Origin of the sequence: Microlunatus sp. Gsoil 973 (genome assembly GCF_009707365.1) — a bacterium.
Taxonomy (GTDB): Bacteria; Actinomycetota; Actinomycetes; order Propionibacteriales; family Propionibacteriaceae; genus Microlunatus.
In genome coordinates, this window is record NZ_CP046122.1 from 3,074,867 (window position 1) to 3,094,141 (window position 19,275).

Below are 19,275 nucleotides of genomic sequence, written 5' to 3' on the forward strand. Positions count from 1 at the left end.
AGCGATCCGCCCCGCACTATGGTTGGCGTCATGACGACGCCGGCGCCGCTGATCCGTCCGGATGCCCAGGCGGCGGCGTTCTTCGATCTCGACAACACCGTGATCCAGGGTGCGTCGATCTTCCATCTCGCCCGCGGCCTCTATCGTCGCGGCTTCTTTCCGACCCGGCTCATTCTCAAGGGACTGTGGCTGCAGACCTGGTTCCGCGTGGTGGGGCGGGAGAATCCCGATCACATGCAGCAAGCCCGTGATTCGGCGCTGAACTTCATCGCCGGTCACACCGTTGAGGAGATGGCCGCGGCCGGTGAGGAGATCTACGAGGAGTCGATCCTGCCGAAGATCTGGCCCGGCACCCGGGCACTGGCCCAGATGCACCTGGACGCCGGTCAGCAGGTCTGGGTGGTCACCGCGGCACCGATCGAACTGGCGTCGATCATCGCCAATCGGCTCGGGCTGAGCGGAGCAGTGGCGACCGTGCCGGAGACCGTCAACGGTGTCTACACCGGCCACTTGGTCGGAGAGCTGCTGCATGGTCCGGCAAAGGCCGAGGCCGTACGCGCTCTGGCCGTCGAACACGGATTCGATCTTGCTCGGTGCTTCGCCTACTCCGACTCGTACAACGATCTGCCGATGCTGTCGCTGGTCGGCCATCCCTGCGCGGTCAACCCGGACCGCCGGCTGGAGCACCATGCTCAGGAGTACGACTGGCAGGTCCGGGAGTTCCGCACCCATCGCCGGGCGGTACGCCTCGGGCTGCTCGGCACGGCATCGGCCGGCGCGGCCGCCGGCGCTCTGGCGGCGGGACTCAGCGTGCGCCGCATGTTCAAGCGCTGACCGGCCGAATATGCAACCGGAGTGATAACCCTCCGTCGATTGCGCTCGGAATTACCGGTGTCACCAGAATCGGGTGAAGCCTCCGTAACCCGGCTTGGATTCAATTCTGCAGAGGACCTTGTGGTTTCGAGGTGCACGCTGGCAGCGTGACTTGGGACGGAGGAGAAACCGCCTTTGCTCTGTTGGTCGGAGAAAGTGTTCAGTTCTCCGGTGACCGTCACGGACCGTCGACGGCCCCTGGCAGCCATCCGGCTTGTCGCGCTGCCCATCGGGCAGCGCGGATCGCCAGGTGAATTCGCCACGACCATTCGGCAAATCAGATATCGCGGTGGTTTCCTCGGCCGCAACGGTTTGTTCGCGAGCGCCGAAAGGGGGAACCCATGGCACAGTCGAACTGGCCAGGCTCGAGCAGTCGGCCACGGCGGCGGCGCGCAGTCTCTGTCCTGACTGCCGCGCTGACTGCGCTCGGCGGGTTGCTGGCGCTGGTTCCGAACACGGCACCGGCGACAGCCGGGCCGCCGCTGACGGTCACCGCGAAGGCCGTCCCGGCATCCGGCGGCAGCGTGCAGCCCGGCAGCAAGATCACCTACACGCTGCAGGCCAGCAGCGAGCAACCGCTGTCCGGCAGCGCGGTGGTTGTCGACGACCTTTCCGGCCTGCTGACGAATGCCGAAATCGCCTCAGCCGAACAGACCCTGACCAGGCAGAATCTGTCGCTCGACCCGGCCACCAAGGACCTCACCTGGACACTGCCGGCACTGGGCACGGCGGGCGCGCCACGATCAACGGCGGCCACTTTCGTGGCGAAGACGTCCGCGGATGCACCAGCCGGGGCGAAGCTGACCACGGCGGCAGCTCTGGCGGGAAGCCGGTGCGCGGCAAGCGATCCGTGCGCCACCACCCTCACTGTGGCTGCACGGGAAGCCAGCGAGTCGCCCGCGGCCACCTCCTCACCATCAGCGGCAAGGGCACCGTCCTCATCGCCAACTGCTCCTCGGTCGGCGGACAGTTCGTGGTCACCGGCCGGATCACCGGATGCGGCTCCATCCTCGGCTGCGCCCTCCTCCCCAGACCCAACGCCCTCCCCGACCGCCGACGCTCCTGTGCAGACAGGTCCCGTCGCGCCGGACCCGCCTTCCTCGTCTGCTTCAACGAGCCCGTCGACAACCTCGCGTCCCGCTCACCGCGGGATCCGGACGCCGGCACCCGATTCGGCGACCACGACGAAATCGCCGGCCACGGCGAAAGCAGCTGAGCGGGTGGGGCCATTCTCCGTGGTCAATCCCGGCCAACCGTGCCCGACGACAGCCCAGACAGCCACGCTCGTCGTTCAAGGATTCGAGATCGACGGCAACTGCCAGGTCAACGCGGCCGGCAATCTGGACTGGGAGAGCCCCGCGGTCGGCGATCAGCCGGTGGACCGCGACGGCCTCGGCGACGGCACCCAGTACGCCAGCGGCAGTGAGGGCAACTGGCCCAACTGGACCGGCGCCGCGGGCGGGGGCAGCGCATCGGGGCAGGCAGACATCAACGACGTTTACGCGTTCGCGACCAGGGACTCGGTCACCAACAACATCTGGGAGATGTTCGGTTTCAGCCGCGCGGCCTCCAGCGGCTCCATCGGCTACACGCTCGAGGTGAACCAGCGACCCAATCGGTCGACGAACCCCGCCATACCGGACCGTACGACCGGCGACTGGCGGTTCAACCTGACGCAGAACGGCAGCCGGCCGCTGGCCCTTGCCAACTGCCAGCGCTGGACGTCCAGCGGGCCGTCGTCGGGATCCTGGGGCGCCGTCAGTTGCCCGGACAACTTCTTCGCCGCAACCAGCACCGACGGGTTGTTCCTCGAAGCCGCGATGAACCTGACGGTGCTGACGGGTCAGGTTCCCGGGTGCGACCTGATCGACAAGTTCAGCACCATCAACTTCCGCTCCCGGCAATCCCAGCAGTTCGACAGCTCGGCGCTGAAGGATTACATCAACCCGATCGAGGTGGAAGCCCCACAGGACTGCCTCGAACGAGAGATGACGACCACCGCCGCCGACACCACCCTCGGCGGGGACGTGACCGACACCGCGACGCTGACGGCAACCGGGGGCGGGCCGACTCCGACCGGGACAGTGACCTTCCGGCTGTTCGGCCCGTCCGCCTCGGCAGAGTGCAGCGGCGATCCCGTGTTCACCTCAGATCCGATTCCGCTCGTGGACGGCGAGGCCACCTCTCCGCCCTTCACACCGGCCGCGGCCGGGAACTACCACTGGGTGGTTTTGTACTCCGGTGAGGCGAACTACCTCGGTCTCACCAGCGCCTGCGGCGAGACGGGTGAAACATCGACCGTCGCGAGGGCAGCGGTCACCATCGTGACGGCGGCGAACGACGCCACGCTGCCCGACGCCACCATCTCCGACTCCGCGACCGAATCCGGGGTCGACGGCGGGCCGGAACCGACCGGCACGCTGATCTTCACCGCGTACGGGCCGACCGATTCCGCCACCGCGGTGTGCGACGCCGTCGCCTTCACCTCCGACCCCGTGGAGCTCGAAGCCAGCGCGACGGGCATCGGGCAAGCGTCGGCCTCGTTCCACCCGACAACGGCTGGTACCTACTATTGGCGGGTCTCGTACTCGGGAGATTCGAACTACTCCCCACTGACGACCCCGTGCGGCGACGCCAACGAGAGATCGGTGGTCAGCAAGGCATCGCCGATCATCTCAACGTCCGCCACGTCGGCCGGCCCGGGCCAAGAGATCTCCGACACTGCCGTCCTGTCCAGGATCCAATCCCCCATCGGCGGCACCGTCACCTTCGCCCTGTACGGCCCGTTCCCCGACTCCACGGGCCCCGACTGCAGCGCTGCCAACCTGGCGTTCCAGTCGACTGATCGGCCGCTCACCGAGGTCAACGGCGGATCGGCGGCACGTGCCACCTCCGAGCCCTTCGTCGTGCCGATGGATGCGCTGGGTATGCGCTACTTCTGGGTGGCGTCGTACACGGGTGACGACAACAACGACGCCGTCGTCAGTGGGTGCGGCGCCAACGGTGAGACATCGCTGGTCCGCGGGACCCTCCCGACGATCACCACAACCGCGACCGACACCATCACCCTCGGCGAAACGATCGCTGACGCCGTCCAGGTTGCCGGGCCGGCCGGCGGGCCGACGCCGACCGGCACCGTACGCTTCCTGGCCTACCCGACCGACGACACCGAGTGCGTGGGCAACCCGCTGTTCGAGTCGGACGCCATCGACCTGGTGAACGGGCGAGCGACGTCGGAGCCCTTCACCCCGCCCGCGGTGGGAACCTATCGATGGCGCGTCGCCTACTCCGGTGATGACGAATTCATCAGTCTGACCAGCGCCTGCAACGCCGACGGCGAGACGTCGGTGGTGACCAAAGCCACTCCGTCGATCTCCACCCAGGCGACCTCGGTGCAACTCGGCAGTTCACCAAGCGACACGGCGACCGATGTCGGCGTGACCGGAGTTGCCGGCATGCCCGCACCCACCGGCACCGTGACCTTCACGGCCTACGGGCCTTCACCGACCCCGGACTGCACCGGCCAACCCGCGTTCGATTCCGGGCCAATGGAACTCCGGCCCGGGGCCGCCCGGTGGAGTCGATCGCTACGGCCTCGTTCACACCACCGCCGCGAGCGGGCAGCTACTACTGGAGGGTCTCCTACTCCGGCGACGACAACTACACGGCCCTTCCACAGAGCCCTTGCGGCGAGGCCGGTGAGACGTCCACCGTGACACCTGCCGTTCCGACGATCGCCACCCAGGCGACCACCGCGACGCTGCCCAACGCGTCCGTCTCCGACACGGCAACCGTGACCGGGATACCCGACGCACCGATTCCGACCGGCACGGTGACCTTCCGACTGTACGGCGCGTCGGGCACGCCGGTCTGCACCGGAGATCCGGCGTTCGGCCCGGCGACAGTCCCGCTCACCGACGGGACGGCGACCTCCCCCGAGTTCTCACCGACTGTGGCGGGCGACTACTTCTGGTTGGTCGACTATTCGGGGGACGCGAACTACGAACCGGTCACCAGCACTTGTGATGATCCGAACGAGAAGTCGCGGATCACCAAGTCCGCGGTCCTGCTCACCTCGTCGGCGGCCGACGCCCGATTCGGGGACGAGATATCCGACACCGGCCTGCTCGTCGGGGTGGGCGATGTCGCGCCGACCGGGACAGTGACCTTCACCGCGTACGGCCCGACCGACTCGGACGAACCGGTGTGCGAGGACGTCGCCTTCGCCCAGGCGGGCACAGATCTGCAGACCACCTCGCCGGGCACCGCCACAGCCGACGCCTCCTTCACACCCAGCGACCCGGGACGATATTTCTGGCGCATCAGCTACTCCGGCGACAGCAACTATGTCGACACCGTCAGCGACTGTGGTGCGCTGGACGAAGAGTCGAGGGTGACCGTTCCGAGTATCGACATCGCGAAGACCGCCACTCCGGACAGTTTCGGTTCCGCGGACAGCCCGATCACGTACAACTACCGGGTTACCAACACCGGCGACGCGACCCTGGACAACGTCCGCGTCACCGATCCGCACGACGGCCTGTCCGAGCTCGCCTGTGCACCGGCGCAAGGCTCGAGTCTCGACCCGGGCGACGTGATGACCTGCACCGCCGTCTACGCCACCACCCAGGCAGACCTGAACGCCGGTTCGATCACCAACACCGCCACCGTCACCGGCACCCCGCCCACCGGAGCGGACGTCACCGACACCGACCAGGCCGTCGTCACCGCCAACCAGGGACCGGACATCCAGATCGCCAAGAACGCCAGTCCCGGCAGCTTCGGGGCGGCCGGCACCCCGATCACGTACAGCTACCAGGTCACGAACACCGGCAACGTCACTCTGGACGACGTACGCGTCACCGACCCGCACGTCGGACTCTCCGCAGTCTCCTGCGCGCCGGCGCAAGGCTCGAGTCTCGACCCGGGCGACGTGATGACCTGCACCGCCGTCTACACCACCACCCAGGCAGACCTGAACGCCGGTTCGATCACCAACACCGCCACCGTCACCGGCACCCCGCCCACCGGAGCGGACGTCACCGACACCGACCAGGCCGTCGTCACCGCCAACCAGGGACCGGACATCCAGATCGCCAAGAACGCCAGTCCCGGCAGCTTCGGGGCGGCCGGCACCCCGATCACTTACAGCTACCAGGTCACCAACACCGGCAACGTCACGCTCAACAATGTCCGCGTCACCGACCCTCACGATGGTCTGTCCGACCTGGCCTGTGCGCCGAACCAGGGCACCAGCCTCGACCCCGGCGACGTGATGACCTGCACCGCCGTCTACACGACAACCCAGGACGACCTGAACGCCGGGAGCATCACCGACACCGCGACCGCGACCGGTGTTTCGGTGGCCGGTGACAACGTCCTCGACAGTGATGAGGCGCTGGTCACCGCCAGCACCGCGCCGGCGATCGACATTCAGAAGACGGCCGATCCGACCGAGTTCGGCACCGCCGGGACTCCGATCACCTACACCTACCAGGTCACCAACACCGGCAACGTCACCCTCGACGATGTTCGCGTGACCGACCCACATGTGGGACTCTCGGCGGTCTCCTGCGCCCCTGCCCAAGGCGCCACCCTGGAGCCCGGCGACCAGATGGACTGCACGGCGGTCTACACAACCACCCAAGGCGATCTCAACAGCGGATCGGTCACCGACACGGCAACCGTCGTCGGCAGCCCACCAACCGGTTCGAATGTGACCGACACCGACCAGGCATTGATCACCGCCAACCAGGGACCGGCGATCCAGATCGCCAAGACCGTCGCCCCGGACACCTTCGGCGCGGTCGGCACTCCGATCACCTACAGCTACCAGGTCACCAACACCGGCAACGTCACCCTGAACGACGTCCAGGTCACCGATCCCCATGACGGACTGTCGACCATCAGCTGCAGTCCGTCACAAGGTTCCAGTCTCGACCCCGGCTCCGCGATGTCGTGCACAGCAAGCTATTCCGCGACCCAGGCCGACTTGAACATCGGCTCGATCACCGACACCGCCACGGTGGTCGGGAGCCCACCAACCGGGCCGAATGTGACCGACAGTGATCAGGCGCTGGTCACCGCCACCACCGCGCCGGCGATCGACATCCAGAAAAGTGCCGAGCCCACCGAGTTCAGTGCTGCCGGAACGCCAATCGCCTACACCTTCGTGGTGACCAACACGGGCAACGTCACCCTCGACAATGTTGACGTCACGGACCCGCTCGACGGTCTGACCCCGATCGCCTGTGACCCCGCCCAGGGTGTCAGCCTTGACCCCGGGGACCAGATGACCTGCACGGCCGGGTACACCACGACCCAGGCCGACCTGAACCGCGGCGATATAGCCAACACCGCGACCGTGGTGGGAGTGCCGCCGGCCGGCCCGAACGTGAGCGACTCCGACCAGCAGTTGATCACTGCCAATCAGGGGCCGGAGATCCAGATCACCAAGATCGCCGATCCGACCGAGTTCGGTTCGGCCGGCACTCCGATCACCTACACCTATCGGATGATCAACACCGGCAACGTAACCGTTGATGATGTTCGCATCACCGACCCGCACAGTGGTCTGTCCGCCATCTCCTGTGCACCGGCCCAGGGTGCCAGTTTGGACCCCGGTGATCAGATGGACTGCACCGCTGTCTACACGACTACCCAGACGGATGTGAATCGCGGGGAAATCGTCAACACCGCCACGGTCACCGGGACGTCGCCTGCCGGAGACGTCACTGACACGGACACTGCGCTGGTCACGGCCGATCAGGGGCCGAACATCACAGTGACCAAAATCGCTGACCCGACCGAGTTCGGCTCGGCCGGCACGGTGATCAACTACGGCTACCTCGTAACGAACAACGGAAACGTCACCCTTGATGATGTCCGGGTCACCGATCCACAGGTCGGGCTGTCCGCGGTCTCCTGCGCCCCGGCGCAAGGTGCCAGCCTGGCGCCGGGTGACACGATGAGCTGTACGGCGCGCTACACCACAACGCAGGCAGATCTGAATGCCGGCTTGATCACCAACATCGGAACCGTGACCGGTACACCGCCGACAGGTCCGGCTGTGTCCGACTCCGATGATGCGGCCGTCACCGCCAATCAGGTTCCCGCGATCACCATTTCCAAGATCGCGGATCCGGCAGAGTTCGGCGCCGCCGGCACGCCTATCACGTACACCTATCGAGTGACCAACACCGGCAACGTCACCCTCGATGATGTCCGCGTGACCGATCCGCATGTCGGGCTCTCCGCAGTCTCCTGCGCACCCGCCCAAGGCGCCACTCTGGAGCCCGGCGACCAAATGGACTGCACCGCGGCCTACACAACCACCCAAGCCGATCTCAACTCCGGATCAGTCACCAACACCGCAACCGTCGTCGGCCAACCACCCACCGGACCGAATGTCACCGACACCGATCAAGCGCTGATCACCGCCAACCAAGGCCCGAACATCCAGATCATCAAGATCGCAGAACCGGAGACCTTCGGCTCGGCCGGCACTCCGATCACCTACAGCTATCAAGTCACCAACACTGGCAACGTCACCCTTGATGATGTACGGGTCACCGACCCACACGTCGGCCTCTCCGCAGTCTCCTGCGCCCCAGCCCAAGGATCCACCCTCGATCCGGGCGATCAGATGGACTGCATCGGCCGCTACACCACAACGCAATCAGACCTCAACGCCGGATCGGTCACCGACACCGCGACGGTAACCGGTGAACCACCAACAGGTAATGCCGTCACTGATTCCGATCAAGCCTTGATCACTGCGAACCAAGGCCCAGCGATCACCATCCAGAAGACGGCAAATCCGACCGAGTTCGGCGCCGCCGGCACGCCCATCACCTACACCTACCAGGTCACCAACACCGGCAACGTCACCCTCGACGACGTCCGTGTCACCGACCCGCACGTCGGACTCTCCGCAGTCTCCTGCGCCCCCGCCCAAGGCGCCACGCTTGATCCGGGCGACCAGATGGACTGCACGGCGGTCTACACAACCACCCAAGGCGATCTCAACAGCGGATCAGTCACCAACACCGCAACCGTCGTCGGCAGCCCACCAACCGGTCCGAACGTGACCGACACCGACCAGGCATTGATCACCGCCAACCAAGGCCCGGCGATCCAGATCACCAAGACCGCCGCCCCGGACACCTTCGGTGCGGTCGGCACGCCGATCACCTTCACCTATCAAGTCACCAACACTGGCAACGTCACCCTTGATGATGTACGGGTCACCGACCCACACGTCGGCCTCTCCGCAGTCTCCTGCGCCCCAGCCCAAGGATCCACCCTCGATCCGGGCGATCAGATGGACTGCATCGGCCGCTACACCACAACGCAATCAGACCTCAACGCCGGATCGGTCACCGACACCGCGACGGTAACCGGTGAACCACCAACAGGTCCTGCTGTCACTGATTCCGATCAAGCCTTGATCACTGCGAACCAAGGCCCAGCGATCACCATCCAGAAGACGGCAAATCCGACCGAGTTCGGCGCCGCCGGCACGCCCATCACCTACACCTACCAGGTCACCAACACCGGCAACGTCACCCTCGACGACGTCCGCGTCACCGACCCACACGTCGGACTCTCCGCAGTCTCCTGCGCACCCGCCCAAGGCGCCACCCTGGAGCCCGGCGACCAGATGGACTGCACGGCGGTCTACACAACCACCCAAGGCGATCTCAACAGCGGATCAGTCACCAACACCGCAACGGTGACCGGTGAACCGCCAACAGGTAATGCCGTCACTGATTCCGATCAAGCCTTGATCACTGCGAACCAAGGCCCAGCGATCACCACCCAGAAGACGGCAAATCCGACCGAGTTCGGCGCCGCCGGCACGCCCATCACCTACACCTACCAGGTCACCAACACCGGCAACGTCACCCTCGACAACGTCCGCGTCACCGACCCACACGCCGGACTCTCCGCAGTCTCCTGCGCACCCGCCCAAGGCGCCACCCTGGAGCCGGGCGATCAGATGGACTGCACCGGCCGCTACACAACCACCCAAGCCGATCTCAACAGCGGATCAGTCACCAACACCGCAACAGTCGTCGGCGCGCCGCCGACCGGACCCCTGGTGACCGACTCGGACTCCGCGGTAGTGGTCGCGAACCAGGCAGCCAACATCGACATCACCAAGAGTGCCTTCCCCACTGAGTTCGGGGCGGCAGGAACACCGATCAACTACACCTACCAAGTCACCAACAACGGCAACGTCACCCTTGATGATGTTCAGGTCGTCGACCCCCACGCCGGACTGTCGACGATCGCCTGCAATCCGCCGCAACGCTCTAGCCTCGATCCTGGCGACACCATGCAGTGCACTGCCGAATACACCACCACCCAGGCCGACCTGAACCGCGGCGGGATCGTCAACACTGCGACGGTGACCGGCACGCCTCCAGCCGGAACCGAGGTCACTGATAGCGACTCCGCCCTAGTGATAGCGAACCAGTCGGCGAACATCAACATCATCAAGACCGCTTCGCCCACCGAGTTCGGCGCGGCGGGAACACCGATCACCTACACCTATCTGGTCACCAACAACGGCAACGTCACGCTCGACGACGTGTTGGTCACCGACCCGCACGACGGACTCTCGGCCATCACCTGCGATCCTGCGCAGGGCGCCCGCCTGGATCCGGGCGAGGAGATGACCTGTACCGCCGACTACACCACCACCCAGGATGATCTTGATGCCGGGGAGATCATCAACACCGGCACCACCAGCGGTCTCCCGGTCACCACCGACTCCACCAGCCCACGCCTGCCCGCAGCCCTCGCAGCAGAGCGCGTCTCCGATTCCGACACCGCCATCGTGACGGCGGACCAGACACCGAGCATCGCCATCTCCAAGAGCGCCGACCCAACGTCGGTGGATGCAGCCGGCGACAACATCATCTACTCCTACCGCGTGACCAACAACGGCAATGTCACCCTGCACGACGTCCGGGTCACCGACCCGCACCAAGGGTTGTCAGACATCAGCTGCGAGCCGGCCCAGGGCTCGAACCTGGAGCCGGGTGAGCAGCAGGTCTGCACCGCGAGCTACCGAACCAAGCAGGCCGACATCGAGCGCGGCAGCATTGAGAACGTCGGCACCGTGGCAGCGCTCACGCCCAACGACACCACTGTGACTGCCAGTGACACGGCGATGGTGTCTGTGGTCGAGAAGCCGACGCCACCACCCACCCCAACTCCAACACCGTCGCCACCATCTCCCACGCCGACCTGTCCGCAGCCGCCGCCGGCGACGCCGTCACCGAGCCAGCCGCCGACACCGCCGGAGAGCCCGACGCCGCCGTCGACGAGTCCCACGCCGCCACCACCGTGTCAGCCAGTGGCAACGCCACCGACGAGCACACCAGCGCCGACGTCCGGGCCGGCGAACCTGTCAGGCACCGGAATCAACCCGTTGGTCGAAACGATCCTCGGTATCGGTGCCGCGCTGCTACTGGCTGGTGCGGTGCTTCTGGTCGTCCACCTGCGGCGGCGCCGCATCTGATCACGGCAGTCGGGGGGTCAGCCGAAGATGCCGCGCCGCTGGTTGAGCAGTTCGTAAAGGCTGTGCTGGACGGTGTCCCGGACCTGATCGGTGACGTTGAACACCACCATCGGATCCTCGGCAGCCCCTTGGGGAAGTTCGTCGGTGGCGATCTGCTCGCCGAAGCGGGATGATCCACTTGCTCGGCAAGGGGATCATCCCGATCACACCCAGCAAGGGGAAGAGCGGAGTCACCGGGAAGTACGGCACCCCGAGGATCCGTGCCAGGGTCGGCATCTGCGCGACCTGCGGATAGATCTCCTCCGACCCGATGATCGAGGTCGGGACGATCGGCACGCGGGCGCGAACCGCTGCCGACACGAATCCGCCGCGTCCGAACCGCTGCAGCTTGTAGCGCTCGGAGTACAGCTTGCCCAGCCCTTTGAAGCCCTCGGGAAAGACGGTCACCAGCTCGCCGCGGCCCAACAGCCGCTCCGCATCCTCCTGGCAGGCGAGCGTTACGCCGATCTTGCGCGCGAAGTCGCCGACGTACGGCGTGTCGAACACCAGGTCGGCACCGAGGTTGCGGGCGTGCCGCTCGACCTCGTCGAAGATCACCGTCTGAAGGACGAGGGCGTCGATCGGCAGCGTTCCGGCGTGGTTGGCGACGAGCAGTGCCGCGCCATCGGTCGGAATGTTCTCCGCGCCCTGCACCTCGACGCGGAACCAGCTCCGCGCCAGCCGGTGCAGCGCCGGCAACACGATTGTCGTGGTGAACTCCGGATCGAAACCGAACTCGTCGACGGCGTAGTCACCGGACATCCGACGCCGCACGTAGTCGGCAAGCTCCTCGGTCGTGCCGGACCAGTCGACACCCCACCGGGATGCCAACCCCAGGGCCTCGCGGAGTGGGTCGTCCGCAACGGCGCGCAGCTGCTCGATCGGCACCGCGCGCAGTCCGGCAGCAAGCCGCTGCGCCGCGCCGATCAGGTCGGCCAGCAATCGCGAGAACTCCGACGAACGGCCTTCATGATCAGCTCCTGCGTACTCCTCATGAACACGGGCATCGCGATGATCATCTTCATGATGGCCCCCATGATCATCACGATGGTCGTCCAGCGGAATCACATCCGCATCAGCCATGGCTGCCTCCGGAGGATCGCTCCACCCTCGGCCGCGCAGTTTCGGCGATCCGCCGCACCAGTTCACCGGCCCGCGGAACGCGGAGCCTGCCCGGCCGAAGGCCCGCGGCGAAGTCCTCGAGTGCGCGCCGGGTGGAGTACGCCGGACTGAATCCGGTGGCCGCGACGAACCGGCTGATGTCCATACTGCGACCATAGGTCACTGCGTCAATCCGATCGGCGGTCATGTCGGCCCAGCCGCTGTGCCGACCGAGCAGGGCCACCGATGGCGCAATCTGGGCAGGCATCGGGATCGCCGGCCGGTCCAGGACGGCCAAGGCCTGATGCAGGGTGATGACGTCCGGCGCGGCCACGTTGAACGTGCCCGGAAGGTCGGTGTGGCTGACCAGATCGAGGGCGGTGACCGCGTCGACCGGATGCAGGAATTGCAGGCGGGCGTCGTAGCCCATCACAGTGGGGACCAGACGTAGCGACAGATACCGGGCCAGCGCGGAATCGGCATGGGCGCCGATCACGTCGGCGAACCGCAGGGTCGTGACGACGAGATCGGGACGACGGCGGGCCAGACCGTCGACGTAGCTCTCCATCTCCCTGGCGTCCTTGCCGAATCCGGATCGCGGCTCGATCCGGGCGGCCATGTCCTCGGTGAACCGGGCGGGGTCCCTCGGCGAGGCGCCGTAGACGGCAGCCGACGAGCGCGCGATCAGCCGCCGTACGGATGTCGACGTCTGGCAGGCGGCCAGCAACTGCATCGTGCCGATGACATTGATCTCCTTCATCATCGACCGGCCGCCGGCGCCGGTCGGCGAGGAGACCATCCCCAGGTGCACGACCGTCTCCACCCCGGACCCGGCGATCAGTCTGCCGATGGCAGCGCTGCGGATGTCGGCCCGGACATATCTGGCCCGGCCGATGTCGTACTTGGGCGGCAGCACATCGACGCCGATGACTTCGAGGTCGTCATCGGCGGCAAGCGATCGGGCGAAACGGGCGCCCAGCGGCCGCGCAACACCGGTGATCAGAATGACCCGCACGGGCACCAAACTAGCCGGTCGAACGGCTCGCAGCCGCCCCCTCCCGCCGAGGGGTCAGTAATTGCCTCATCTGTGCGGTGTGTCGTCGCCGCCGGTCGCGAAACGGCGGCATCGGACGAAGCGATCGCCTTGACGACCGATCGGGCTGGGATGACCGGTCGAGTGATGATGACCGGTCGGGTCCGGGCCGGGCGCCGGACCGCCGGGCCGACTACTTGCCGGCGCGGCGGCGCTGGATGCGTGTGCGCTTCAGCAGCTTGCGGTGCTTCTTCTTCGCCATCCGCTTCCGGCGCTTCTTGATAACCGAACCCACTCTTGGACCTCTCGATCTCCCCGGGCCGAAGCCCCGGACCAACCCTTTGTTGGCATTTCAAACACGTGACGCGTCACGATCACCGCCGCATATCGCCCGGTCGCTCAGACCCGCGCAGCACAGCATCGTCGGACAAGAAGTGAATCTTACCGGCGCGTACGGATCGTGGCCAATCGTGGCCGGTCCCGGAGGTCAAGCGGCGCCTACAGGCGCCGCCCCAAACCCTGGAAGCGGTACTGGCTGACGTGGTAGACGCTGTTGTCGCCGGTGTTCCACTGGCTCACGGTCAGGTGCAGATCGTCGAGCGTGGAGCCCGGGATGACATAGCTGCCGTAGAGCTGGGCCACGTGGTTGGCGTCCTGGGCGTCCCAGCTGGTGCCGTGCAACAGGGTGATCTTCTCGGTCTGCCGCAGATCCTGGGTCGGATGGTCGAGGACCATCGCATCGATCCGGTAGTTGGTCGGATCGAACCAGGTGAACACCCACCGGTCACCGAAGCGACGCAATGACGATTCGCCGATGATGTCGTCGCTGACGGTGTCCGGCCCGGCACCCCAGCGCCAGGTGTCGCCATCCTTGCCCCACGGCTGGTACGCGTCGGGATTGGTGAGGTCATCAGGTCGCACCCGGTGCAGGATCATCGGCGTCTGGCGGAGGAACTTGGATGTGTAGACGTAGACCCAGCCGTCCGCACCGAGTTCCCAGGTGGCGAGTTGCCACATCCGGTCGTACGCGTCTCCCGGGAATCGGGCGCCGGAGTCCTGCCAGGTCGCCCCGTTGTCCGCAGAGGTCCAGATCCCGCTCCAGATCACGTTGCCGAAGCCCTGGTTGACCACGGCATGCAGGTACATGGTGTCGCCGAGGGTGATCAGGTCCGACGGAATGATTGTCGAGATCTCGTCCCCATGTTCATACGGGATCAGCTGCGCGGCAGGATTGCCGCCGACAGCGCCGGAGAAGGTCACCCCGGCCCGCGGATTCGTGGTCGGCGACCACAATGCGGTCGGTGAGCGCCAGTTGTCACCCCAGTTGCCGCTGAAACTGTCGCCGAAGACGTACAGCGACCGGCCGTCGGGGCAGCGTCGGACCACACCGAGATCCACCCAGTCCAGGCCGTACTTGCTGGTGATTCCGGGTCCGGTCAGATCCTTGACCTTGGTGATCTTGATGCCGTTCTCCTGGACCGGGGGATACTCCAGTCCGGTGTCCGCGGAGGCCGGCAGCGTGGCTCCCGCCAGACCCGCACCCAGCGCCCCGACGGCGCCGCCGAGCAGCAGTCTTCGGCTGCGGCTGCGCGGATTCGTGTCGCGTGGTGGGTTCGTGAGGTCTGTCCGACTCGTCGGGTTCGTCGGGTTGGTCGGGTTGGTCGGGTTGGTCGGAGGGGTTGCTGAAACCATCGAGTTGCTCACTTCCTTGTGTGCCATCTGGTGTCATGCCGACCCGGGCATCCTAGCCACACAGTAGATTGGACCGATGACACAGGCCGACGTCGACGATCTTGTGCATCGGCTGGGAATCACCGGAGTGCGGGCCGCCACGACGCTGCAGGCCGGCCAGGGAGGCAACGACCTGTGGCGGCTCGAACGTGCCGACGGCAACCTCGTGATCCGCGGTTTTCCACCAGGACGGCCCGCTCTCCTTGCCGAACGTGAGTCGCAGGCGCATCGATTCGCGCGCGATCACGGTCTCTGCGTGCCCACGGTGCAAAGCAGCCAGGTCCTCGACGGCCGGTCCTATCTGGTGATGGATCACGTGGCAGGGACCCGGCTTGCCGATGCCCTGTGGGCCGGAGCAGACCCTGATGATCTTGGACGCCGCTCCGGTGCCGCGCTGGCGGCGCTGCACGCCATCAGCGATCCACCGCCGCCGTTGGTTGCCGCCCGGTCCTGGTTGGACTGGCCCGAGCCGATGCCCGACATCCGGCCGCTGCTGGAGCCGTACGACGTCGGGTCGGTCGTGCTGCACCTGGACTTCCACCCGGAGAATCTGATCATCACTCCCGACGGTCGGATCGCTGTCCTGGACTGGGCGAACTGTCTGACCGGTCCACCGACGGCTGACCTGGCCCGCGCTCTGTCGATCCTGGAGTTGATCATGGTTGCCGTGCCGAACCTGCCAGATGCCGCGGCACAGGCTGTCCGGCGTTACCGGGAAGGATTTCTGTCCGGTTACCGGCAGGCGGGCGGGAGTGACCGGATCCCCGATCCGGTGCGCGGGTGGGCGTACGCGGCACAGCGGCGGGACCTGGCCGGCAGCTGGGTACCGCAGTGGTATCTGGACCGACTGGGGGAACGCGAGCACGCCCTGGTCGACGGTCAGAACATCCCGTAGCTGCCGATGATCTCGAACTGGTAGATCAGCCGTTCCTCGGCGATCATGGTCTGTCGGAACTGCTCGAGCGGTAGCGGCTTGCCGTTCCAGAAGAGTGACCCCTCGGGCGGGTTCAGGCCGGCCTGCATCACGGTGAACAGTGCAACGTTCTGATCCGCCGCCTCCGGGCCGTCCAGAATCGACACCCTGGTGTCCAGGCTCAGGTAGCTGTAGGAATCGTCGGGCGAACTGCCGAAGACGAACAGGGTGCAGCGTGGATCGCGGAGCACCAGGCCCGTTCGTTTGCGGGCCGCGGTGCCGGAGCTCCACAGCTTGCCGTCCACGACCGCGATACCGCAGCGCACCGCATGTGGGCTGCCGTCGGGCCGGAGGGTGATCATCGCTGCTGCGTGATGGCCGGTCAGGTAGTCGGCGACCTTCGGGTCCATGGTCAGCAGGTTACCGATCATCCGCGCGTCCGGGCACCCTCAGATATCGCTTCTCGTCGCCGGATGTTCTGCGTTCCCGGATTGGATTCGGGGTCGGGTCCGGCTGTCTCCTAGGCTTGCGACCCATGACCGAATCCGTCCTCTCTGGGCGGCCGACGCAGCGATCCGGGCAGACCGAGAGCCCGGGTCCGCGGACGAACCGTCCCGCTGCGCCGGCCTTCGCCAAGCTCTCCAGTCCATACTTCGGCATGCTCGTCGCCGGCTTCATCGGCGTGATGCTGATCAGCAACATCACGGGCACCAAGGGTGTCGTCCTCTTTCCGTTCCTCCGTTTCCATGCCGGCCCGTTCTCCATGCAAGGCCTGGTCACCGACGGCGCTTTCTATCTCTTCCCCGCCGCCTACATCCTCGGCGATGTGATCAGCGAGGTGTACGGCTTCCGGGCCATGCGGCGGGTGATCATCGCCGGATTCGGCGTCCTGCTCTTCGCCTCGCTGTGTTTCATCATCACCATCCATCTGCCGGCCGCGCCGTTCTACACGGGCCAGCAGGCCTTCGAGACGGTCGCCGGCGTCGTCCCCCGGTTCCTGGTCGCCGGGTTGGCCGGCTATCTGTGCGGTGAGTTCCTCAATTCCCTGGTCCTGGTGAAGATGAAGCAGCGCAGCGGGGGAACGCAAGCTGTGGGCCAGGCTGCTGGGCAGCACCGTTGTCGGCGAGTTCGCCGACACCCTGGTCTTCTGCTCGATCGCGGCCGGCGCGCTGGGAATCTCGACCTGGGCCGATTTCACGAACTACACCGTGATCGGTTTCCTGTGGAAGACGCTGGTCGAGATCCTCGTCATGCCGATCACCTACCGGGTGACTGCGGCGCTCAAACGCCGGGAACCGACCTATCAGGAAGCGCTGCGGGCGGCCGAAGCAGCCGCTGCCGACCCCCGCTGAGATCCGGTGCAGCTGGAGATCAGGCCCGAGCCGACCCGCCGGCATCGGTGATCATCTCCTTGACCCAGACAAGCGCGTCGCCGCGCTCGTCCGGATCGACGGCCGCAGCCAGGCCGCCGACGCCGCGGATGTTGGCGTACATCCGGGTCAGCACCGCCAGCCGATAGGCGGCATCCACCTGCTCCAGCAGAGTTTTCTGCGACCAGCCGGCGGAGCGCCACGGCTCGAGATAGATGTCGACCAGCCGGCGGATCTCCCGATCGTCGAACGTCCTGCCGACCCTGCGGGTCAACCGACCCAGCGTCACCCGAAGGGTGCAGAACGGGTGGCTGATCACGCTGTCGCCCCAGTCGATGATCTTCAGTCGGCGGAGGCCGGCGTCGGTCAGCAGGTTGCCCTCGTGCAGATCGTCGTGCTGCAGCGCGGGCGGCACTCCGTCGGCGAGTACGGCAGACAGCTCGATGATCTGCGGTCGGAGCGCTCCGATCGCGGTCAACTCCTCCGTGCTGATCCGGGGCGCGTCACCTGGCAGCGCCTGCAGACCGGAGAGGAGTTCGTCGTACCAGCGGGTGAGCCGGACCGGGGAGAAGTCCGGCACCCCGGCGGCCGCAAGATCGGACACGTCGACCCGACGCTGGAGTTCGGCGTAGGGTCCGAGGGCTCGACGCCAGATCTCCAGTTGCTGATCCCCCGTCAGCTCAAGATCATCAAGTCGGCGACCGGCGTCGGCGATCAGGCTCCACGGCTGACCGGAATGTGTGATCACCTCCGGCAGCAACGGATCGGCCAGGTCGCTGAGCAGGGCCAGCAGCCGGGTCTCATAGACCGTGTCGGCCTTGTTGATCTTCAGCCACCAAAGTCGACCTTGCGCCCTGACCTCGGCGATTTCGGACCACGGCCGGCTGCGCACCGGTGTGATCGCCGCGTCGGGCAGGACGCCGCGTGCCCATTCGATCGCCCGTTCGTCCACGACGGTCGACCCTGCCCTACCGCCGCCCGTACGTCCAGTTCATTGCTGAGCCGTCGCCGGCGTTGCTTCAGCTGCGCCGCTGCCCCAGCATCCAGTCGTAGAGCGCCGGATCGTCGTAAGCGGCGGTCCAGGAATCGTGTCCGCCCGTCGGTTTGATCGTGGCGCGGACGTCACCACCCAGCTGCTCCAGTGCCGCGACCATGCGGGTGGTGCCGGTCACCGGGACCACCGGGTCGTCCTCGTTGTGGAACGCCCAGATCGGCAGTCCGACGAGCCGCCGGGCCATCCAGGGCCCAGCGTTTCCGCAGATCGGTACAACGGCGGCGAACCGCTCCGGATAACGCGCTGCCAGCTGCCAGGCGCCGATGCCGCCCATACTGAGTCCGGTGAGGTAGACCCGTTCCGGATCGACCGGATGGGTCGTCAGTAGCTCGTCCAGCAAAGCGTCCAGGGCTTCCTCCTGCCAGGTCCACCAACTGTCGGTCGGGCACTGTGGAGCGGCCAGGATGAACGGCAGCTGCTGCCCTGCGGCGATCTGCTTGGGTGGACCGTGCACCGCTACCCGGTCAAGGTCATCGCCACGCTCGCCGGCGCCGTGCAGGAACAGCACCAGGGGCGACGGCTCGGCCAGCTCGTCGGGTCGATGCAGCCAATACGGCAGGTCGTAGGACCTGCTCACCGCTGCCTGAAATCTCTTGGCCTCCATGCCAACAGTTGATCATGGAGCCGGCG

At 66.4% G+C, this 19,275-nt stretch carries 13 protein-coding genes and 1 pseudogene; 7 read left to right on the top strand and 7 right to left on the bottom strand.

The features are described 5' to 3' along the window. Positions 1-30: 30 nt before the first annotated feature. From GJV80_RS14470 to GJV80_RS24005, 4 genes are all read left to right on the top strand, one after another. A complete protein-coding gene (locus GJV80_RS14470; RefSeq protein WP_230207704.1) occupies positions 31-834 on the top strand; it encodes an HAD family phosphatase in 804 nt (267 codons plus the stop codon). A gap of 889 nt (positions 835-1,723) precedes the next feature. Continuing rightward, positions 1,724-2,089, top strand: a complete 366-nt coding sequence (locus GJV80_RS23235; RefSeq protein ID WP_195908932.1) for a hypothetical protein — start codon at positions 1,724-1,726, stop codon at positions 2,087-2,089. A gap of 4 nt (positions 2,090-2,093) precedes the next feature. Further along, positions 2,094-4,589: an Ig-like domain repeat protein gene (locus GJV80_RS14475; protein ID WP_195908933.1), complete on the top strand. Its 2,496-nt coding sequence runs from the start codon at positions 2,094-2,096 to the stop codon at positions 4,587-4,589. Positions 4,590-5,470: 881 nt separating this feature from the next. Then, the gene (locus tag GJV80_RS24005; RefSeq protein WP_230208418.1) at positions 5,471-11,404 is read left to right on the top strand and encodes a hypothetical protein; all 5,934 of its coding nucleotides are present in this window, start codon (positions 5,471-5,473) and stop codon (positions 11,402-11,404) included. Here the strand turns inward: GJV80_RS24005 and GJV80_RS14485 are convergent, their stop codons facing one another. From GJV80_RS14485 to GJV80_RS14500, 4 genes are all read right to left on the bottom strand, one after another. Continuing rightward, entirely contained in the window at positions 11,405-12,526 is a 1,122-nt protein-coding gene (locus tag GJV80_RS14485; protein ID WP_370518752.1) for a lysophospholipid acyltransferase family protein, read from the bottom strand. It abuts the gene before it with no gap. Further along, positions 12,519-13,559 (bottom strand): NAD-dependent epimerase/dehydratase family protein, encoded by a 1,041-nt coding sequence (locus tag GJV80_RS14490; protein ID WP_154688505.1) that lies wholly within the window; start codon positions 13,557-13,559, stop codon positions 12,519-12,521. Before GJV80_RS14490 ends, GJV80_RS14485 begins: the two co-directional genes overlap by 8 nt. Positions 13,560-13,770: 211 nt before the next feature. After that, complete coding sequence (locus tag GJV80_RS14495) at positions 13,771-13,872, bottom strand: 30S ribosomal protein bS22 (protein ID WP_042842924.1); 102 nt, start codon at positions 13,870-13,872, stop codon at positions 13,771-13,773. A 203-nt stretch (positions 13,873-14,075) separates the two neighbouring features. After that, positions 14,076-15,269 carry a DUF4185 domain-containing protein gene (locus tag GJV80_RS14500; protein ID WP_154688506.1) on the bottom strand — a complete coding sequence of 398 codons (1,194 nt, stop codon included), beginning with the start codon at positions 15,267-15,269 and terminating at the stop codon, positions 14,076-14,078. Between the two features lie 76 nt (positions 15,270-15,345). On the opposite strand from GJV80_RS14500, the gene GJV80_RS14505 reads away from it, so the two are divergent. Next, complete coding sequence (locus GJV80_RS14505) at positions 15,346-16,203, top strand: phosphotransferase family protein (RefSeq protein ID WP_154688507.1); 858 nt, start codon at positions 15,346-15,348, stop codon at positions 16,201-16,203. On the opposite strand, the gene GJV80_RS14510 is transcribed toward GJV80_RS14505, so the two are convergent. Then, complete coding sequence (locus GJV80_RS14510; RefSeq protein WP_154688508.1) at positions 16,188-16,652, bottom strand: pyridoxamine 5'-phosphate oxidase family protein; 465 nt, start codon at positions 16,650-16,652, stop codon at positions 16,188-16,190. The two genes, GJV80_RS14505 and GJV80_RS14510, sit on opposite strands and share 16 nt — an antisense overlap. 332 nt (positions 16,653-16,984) lie before the next feature. Here GJV80_RS14510 and GJV80_RS24600 point away from each other — a divergent pair. Next, positions 16,985-17,236: pseudogene (locus GJV80_RS24600) on the top strand (VUT family protein); the annotation flags it as partial. A gap of 88 nt (positions 17,237-17,324) precedes the next feature. Beyond that, entirely contained in the window at positions 17,325-17,573 is a 249-nt protein-coding gene (locus GJV80_RS25105; protein ID WP_370518856.1) for a VUT family protein, read from the top strand. 19 nt (positions 17,574-17,592) lie between these two features. Here GJV80_RS25105 and GJV80_RS14520 read toward each other — a convergent pair whose 3' ends face one another. After that, positions 17,593-18,543, bottom strand: a complete 951-nt coding sequence (locus GJV80_RS14520; RefSeq protein ID WP_154688509.1) for an aminoglycoside phosphotransferase family protein — start codon at positions 18,541-18,543, stop codon at positions 17,593-17,595. Between the two features lie 67 nt (positions 18,544-18,610). Continuing rightward, positions 18,611-19,249, bottom strand: a complete 639-nt coding sequence (locus GJV80_RS14525; protein ID WP_154688510.1) for an alpha/beta fold hydrolase — start codon at positions 19,247-19,249, stop codon at positions 18,611-18,613. Positions 19,250-19,275 lie beyond the last annotated feature (26 nt).

Coding starts and splice junctions, on each gene's coding strand:
- GJV80_RS24005 (WP_230208418.1), top strand. CDS start 5,471: ATGACCTGCACCGCCGTCTACGCCACCACCCAGGCAGACCTGAACGCC.
- GJV80_RS14525 (WP_154688510.1), bottom strand. CDS start 19,249: ATGGAGGCCAAGAGATTTCAGGCAGCGGTGAGCAGGTCCTACGACCTG.
- GJV80_RS14470 (WP_230207704.1), top strand. CDS start 31: ATGACGACGCCGGCGCCGCTGATCCGTCCGGATGCCCAGGCGGCGGCG.
- GJV80_RS14510 (WP_154688508.1), bottom strand. CDS start 16,652: ATGATCGGTAACCTGCTGACCATGGACCCGAAGGTCGCCGACTACCTG.
- GJV80_RS14485 (WP_370518752.1), bottom strand. CDS start 12,526: ATGGCTGATGCGGATGTGATTCCGCTGGACGACCATCGTGATGATCAT.
- GJV80_RS14505 (WP_154688507.1), top strand. CDS start 15,346: ATGACACAGGCCGACGTCGACGATCTTGTGCATCGGCTGGGAATCACC.
- GJV80_RS14500 (WP_154688506.1), bottom strand. CDS start 15,269: ATGGTTTCAGCAACCCCTCCGACCAACCCGACCAACCCGACCAACCCG.